Origin of the sequence: Devosia sp. (genome assembly GCF_036406155.1) — a bacterium.
Classification (GTDB): Bacteria; Pseudomonadota; Alphaproteobacteria; order Rhizobiales; family Devosiaceae; genus Devosia_A.
Genome location: NZ_DASWVV010000218.1, coordinates 1 through 5,577 on the forward strand (window position 1 = coordinate 1; position 5,577 = coordinate 5,577).

At 69.2% G+C, this 5,577-nt stretch carries 5 protein-coding genes; 1 reads left to right on the top strand and 4 read right to left on the bottom strand.

Translation table 11 applies throughout. The annotated features are described in order from the left end of the window. The first annotated feature begins 56 nt into the window (after positions 1–56). Positions 57–1,349: an isocitrate lyase gene (gene aceA, locus VGD93_RS15315; protein ID WP_395013032.1), complete on the top strand. Its 1,293-nt coding sequence runs from the start codon at positions 57–59 to the stop codon at positions 1,347–1,349. Positions 1,350–1,432: 83 nt separating this feature from the next. On the opposite strand, the gene VGD93_RS15320 is transcribed toward aceA, so the two are convergent. From VGD93_RS15320 to VGD93_RS15335, 4 genes are all read right to left on the bottom strand, one after another. Continuing rightward, positions 1,433–2,644, bottom strand: a complete 1,212-nt coding sequence (locus VGD93_RS15320; RefSeq protein WP_395013033.1) for an ABC transporter permease — start codon at positions 2,642–2,644, stop codon at positions 1,433–1,435. After that, a complete protein-coding gene (locus tag VGD93_RS15325; protein ID WP_395013034.1) occupies positions 2,634–3,347 on the bottom strand; it encodes an ABC transporter ATP-binding protein in 714 nt (237 codons plus the stop codon). Before VGD93_RS15325 ends, VGD93_RS15320 begins: the two co-directional genes overlap by 11 nt. A gap of 1 nt (position 3,348) precedes the next feature. Further along, positions 3,349–4,599, bottom strand: coding sequence for an efflux RND transporter periplasmic adaptor subunit (locus VGD93_RS15330; protein ID WP_395013035.1), 1,251 nt, complete (start codon positions 4,597–4,599; stop codon positions 3,349–3,351). Between the two features lie 119 nt (positions 4,600–4,718). Then, on the bottom strand, positions 4,719–5,577 hold an 859-nt coding region (locus VGD93_RS15335; protein WP_395013036.1), incomplete at its 5' end, for a SulP family inorganic anion transporter.

A 5,577-nucleotide genomic window follows, 5' to 3' on the forward strand; every position in this document is an offset into this window, starting at 1 on the left:
TCCCCTGTTCCCGCGCCCCGGCGCGGGGCGCCCCATCTCACGCCAAGGAAACGACCATGCTCGACAAGCCCGCCACCCCGGAACGCTTCCCCGCCCCCGATTACGCGCCGGAGCGCTGGAAGAACGTCGCCCGCACCTACACCCCGGCCGAAGTCCGCCGGCTGGCCGGCTCGCTAACGATCCGCCACACCCTCGCCGAGAACGGCGCCCGCAAGCTCTGGGAATTGCTGCATAGCGAGGACTTCGTGCCGACGCTGGGCACCTTCACCGGCAACCAGGCCGTGCAGCAGGTCAAGGCCGGGCTCAAGGCCATCTACCTGAGCGGCTGGCAGGTGGCCGCCGACGCCAACACCTCGGGCAACATGTATCCCGACCAGAGCCTCTACCCCGTCGATAGCGTCCCCGCCGTGGTGCGCCGCATCAACAAGGCGCTGCAGCGCGCCGACCAGATCCAGGCCATGGAAAAGGCCGACGGGATGGCCACCACCGATCTCGATTTCTTCGTTCCCATCATAGCCGACGCCGAAGCCGGGTTCGGCGGCTCCCTCAACGTCTTCGAGCTGATGAAGGCGATGATCGAGGCGGGCGCGGCGGCGGTGCATTTCGAGGACCAGCTGGCCTCGGAGAAGAAGTGCGGCCACCTCGGCGGCAAGGTGCTGGTCCCCACCAGCCAGTTCATCCGCACGCTCAACGCCGCCCGGCTCGCCGCCGACGTCATGGGCGTGCCGACGCTGATCATGGCGCGCACCGACGCCGAGGCGGCGCGGCTCATCACCTCCGACATCGATCCCTACGACGCGCCCTTCGTCACGGGAGAGCGCACGGCCGAGGGCTACTACCGGCTGAAGGGCGGCATCGACGCCGCCATCGCCCGCGGTCTCGCCTACGCGCCCTATGCCGACCTCATCTGGTGCGAGACGTCGAAGCCCGACCTGGCGGAAGCGCAGAAGTTCGCCGAAGCCATCCGCAAGCAGCACCCCGAGCAGATGCTGGCCTATAACTGCTCGCCCTCGTTCAACTGGGCCAAGCATATGGACGAGGCGGCGATGGCGCGGTTCCAGCGCGAGATCGCGGCGATGGGCTACAAGTACCAGTTCATCACGCTGGCCGGCTTCCACAATCTCAGCCTGACCACGTTCGAACTGGCCCGCAACTACGCGGTCGACGGCATGGCCGCCTACTCGAAGTTGCAGCAGGCCGAATTCGCCGCCGAAGCGCACGGCTTCACCGCCACCCGCCACCAGCGCGAAGTCGGCACCTCCTATTTCGACGCCGTGTCGATGACGGTCAGCGCCGGCCAGAGCGCCACGACGGCAATGGAGCATTCCACCGAGGCGGCGCAGTTCTAGCCGGGTGGCAGCGAGCAGCCTGCCGGCGGGAACTCCTCCCTTGCCGCAGGCGGATCGGGCGGCGATCGCGGTTCCGCCCGATCCTATTCGTGCCGCAGTGCCTCGATCGGGTCGAGCCGCGCGGCGCGACGGGCGGGGAAATAGCCGAAGCCGATGCCGACGAGGCAGGAAAAGCCGAAGGCGAGCAGCACCACCAGCAGATCCGGCGTGAACGGCACGCCGAGGTAGGCGGCACCCAGCGCGGCGAGCGCCAGGCCGAGGACGATGCCGATGAGGCCGCCGATCCCGGACAGCACCGTCGCCTCGACGAGGAACTGCAGTAGCACCTGCGACTCCCGCGCCCCGATGGCAAGCCGGATGCCGATCTCGCGCGTGCGCTCGGTAACCGAGGCGAGCATGATGTTCATGATGCCGATGCCGCCGACCACGAGGCTGATGCCGGCGACGGCGCCGAGCAGGCCGGTCAGCACGCCCATCACCGTATCCAGCATGCTGGCGATCTGGCGCATGTCCATGACCATGAAGTCGTTCTCCTCGTTCGTGGCGAGGTGCCGGCGCTCGCGCATCAGCGCCGTGACGTCGTCCTTCACCTGGGTGATCGCGGCCTCGTCCTGCGCGGCGACATAGATCAGCGTCACGCCGGTGTTGCCCGATATCCGCCGCTGGAAGGTGCGCAGCGGGACGATGATGACGTCATCCTCATTGGCGCCGAAGGCCGAGCCGCCCTTTCTTTCCAGCACGCCCACGATCTGGCAGACCAGCCGCCGCAGACGGATCGACTCGCCCAGCGCGCTGCCGCCGCCGAACAGTTCGTCGACCACACCGGCACCGACGATGCAGACCGAGGCACCGGCCAGTACCTCGCCCTCTTCGAACAGGCGTCCCTCGGCAACCTTCCACTCCCGCGCGTCGAGATAGCGGTTGTCGGTGCCGATGACAGTCGTGAACAGGTCGACGCCGCCGGCAAGGGCGGTGAGAGAACGGCTGTCCGTGGGCGCCACAATGCGCACGGAGTCGACCTGCCGCGCGATGGCTTCGGCATCCGCCTCCTCGAGACTGGCCACGCCGACGCCGCCACCGCCCGGCGTCTGGCTGAACTGGCCCGGCCGCACCATCAGCAGATTGCTGCCCAGGCTCGCGACGCTCTCCCCGACTTCGGCGGTGGTCCCCTGCCCCAGCGTCACCATGGTGATGACCGCGGCCACGCCGATGGTGACGCCGAGCACGGTGAGCAGGGAGCGCAGGGCGTTGCGCCAGATGGCGCCGAAGGCGAGCCTGATGGATTCAAGCAGCACCGCTGCCTCCCGCCTCCGTATCGACCCTGCCGTCGACGACGTGGATCCGGCGCTGGCAGTAGGCGGCCATGTCGGCCTCATGCGTCACCATCACCACGGTGATGCCGTCATCGCGGTTGAGCTCGACCAGAAGGTTCATGATGTCACGCGCCCGCGTGGTATCGAGGTTGCCCGTCGGCTCGTCGGCCAGCAGCAGCGCGGGATTGCTGACGATGGCGCGGGCGATGGCGACGCGCTGTTGCTGGCCGCCGGACAGTTGCGACGGCAGGTGCTCCTCGCGCCCCGCGAGGCCGACGCGGTGCAGCGCCCGTCGCGCCAGTTCCCGCCGCCGCTGCCCGCCAATGCCCCGATAGGTGAGCGGTAGCTCGACATTCTCGAGGGCCGTATTGCGCGACAGCAAATTGTACCCCTGGAACACGAATCCCAGGAAGCTGCGGCGTAGCAGCGTGCGCTGCTGCCGCATCACCGACTGCACCGGCACGCCGTCGAACAGATATTCGCCGCCGGTCGGGGTATCGAGGTAGCCTATGACGTTCATCGCGGTCGACTTGCCCGAGCCGCTGGGCCCCATCACGGCGACGAACTCGCCGCGCCGGATGGCGAGGTCGAGGCCGTCGAGAGCGCGCACCTGCCCCTCGCCGGTGCCGTAGACCTTCTCGATTCCCCGGAGTTCGACCAGCGGTGGCGCCTCGGCCGCCTGCATGTCAACGCTCCGCACCCACCACCACCGCCTCGCCTTCTGCGACGGGGCCACCGGCGATCTCCGTACGCTGCCCATCGGTGAGGCCGACCGTCACCTGCACCTGGACGGGGCGGCCCTCGCGCAGGACCCAGAGCGAGCGCTGCCTGCCGGGTTTGCTGTTGTCGGCTCCCGACGTGGGCATCATGCTCTGCACCAGCGACCGCGAGCCGGCCTCCTGCGGCTGAAAACGCAGGGCCGCGCTGGGTACGCTGAGGACGCCCTTCGCCTCTGCTACGACGATCTCGGCCGTCGCCGTCATTCCCGGACGCAGCAACAGCCCCGCATTGTCGACGCGCAGCACCGCCCGGTAGCTCACCACGCCTTCGACGACGACCGGCGCGAAGCGGATCTGCTCGATCACCCCGGTGAACTGCCGGTCGGGCCAGGCCTCGACCGAGAAGGTGGCTGTGTCGCCCTCCCGCACCTTGCCGATATCGGCCTCGTCGACATCGACCTGCAGTTCGAGCCGGGACAGATCCTCGGCGAGCAGGAACAGCGGATTGCCGAGCGCCGCGGCGGCGAGCGACTGACCGACAGTGGCGTCGACCTCGAGCACGACGCCGTCGATCGGGGAACAGATGCACGCCTTGTCGTAGTCGTTGCGCACGGCCTGCAGGTCGGCCTCGGCGCCCCGCAACTGCGCCTGGGACAGGGCCAACGTCGCTTGCGCACGCTTGGCGGCCGTCCCGGCCAGTTCCAGTTCGCGCACCGAAACCGATTGGCCGCCGGCCAGCGCCTGCGCGCGCCGCAGCGCCGCCTCGGCATCGGCGAGGCCGGCCTCGGCGACCAGCATGTTGGCCCGCTGGCTGTCGACCGCCGCGACGGCGTGGGCCAGGCGCGCATCGAGGTCGCCCATCTCGAGCCGGGCGAGGACTTGCTTCCGGCTGACCCTGTCGTTGGCCTCGACGTCGACGGTGGCGATGGTGCCAGAGATCGCGCTCGAAACCTCGGCCTTGCCTGTCGGTTCGAGCGTGCCGGTGGCCACCACGGTCTCAAGGATGTCGGCGCGGGCGACGGGTTCGGTCACGTAGTGCGCGCTCGCCCGCTGCTGTCCGGCCGACCACCACCACCAGCCGATCAGGGCCAGGACGGCGACGCCGGCGACGCCGATGCTCCACGCCGCGATGCGCCGACGACGGGCGCGGCGGCTTTCCTCCGCCAGCACCTCGGCGACGCCCGGTGTATCTTCCAGCGCAGGCGCTCTTTCGTTCACTGCCAACTCCGCCGCCAGCCCGGCCCGCTTCGCGGCCGGACATACCGGCCGAACAACATCACTCCGCGGGCGCGCAGCCTTGACCCGGATCAATCCTCGCGACCGGGCGGACCCGCACACTATTCCAGCGGCGCGGTCACGTGGATTTCAGGTTCGGGGTCCGGCGCCCGTGGCGTCCGCCCGCCGACGATGGCCTGCATCGCCTGGTGCTGGCTCAGATGCACGCCCCCCGTCAGCTGCGCGAGGAAGTCGGTGCGCTCCAGCCGGTCCATGACCGGCCCCTTCACCTCCGACAGGTGCAGGCGCACACCCAGGTCGGTGAGCCGGTGCAGGATCGCCTCGAGGCTTTCGAGCGCCGACATGTCGATGGCGTTGACGGCTGAGCACATCAGCACGACGTCCCTGACTTCGGGGGACGCCGCAACGTGGTTGTAGACGAGGTCCTCGAGATAGCGGGCATTGGCGAAATACAGGCTCTCGTCGATGCGGATCGACAGCACCCCGGGCACGGTTTCGACCTTGTGGCGCTTGACGTTGCGATAATGCTCGGTGCCCGGCACGCGCCCGACGACGGCCGCGTGCGGTTGCGACGAGCGGTAGAGGAAGACCAGGATCGACGCGCCGACGCCGAGCGCAATGCCGGCCTCGACGCCGAGCAGCAGCGTGCCGCCGAGCGTCAGGGCGACAGCGAGGAAATCGGCCCTGGAATAAGCCCAACTGCGCCGCAGAATGCCGAAATCGACCAGCGTCAGCACCGCCACGACGATGGTTGCGGCCAGCGTCGCCTTGGGCAGGATGGCCAGAAACGGAGTGAGCAGCAGGGTCGCGCCGGCGATGCCGATCGCAGTGAAGGCACCGGCGGCCGGCGTCGCGGCGCCGGCATCGAAGTGGCCCACCGAGCGCGCGAAGCCGCCGGTGACCGGAAAGCCGCCGCCGACCGCCGCCGCGATATTGGCGGCGCCGAGCCCGATCAGCTCC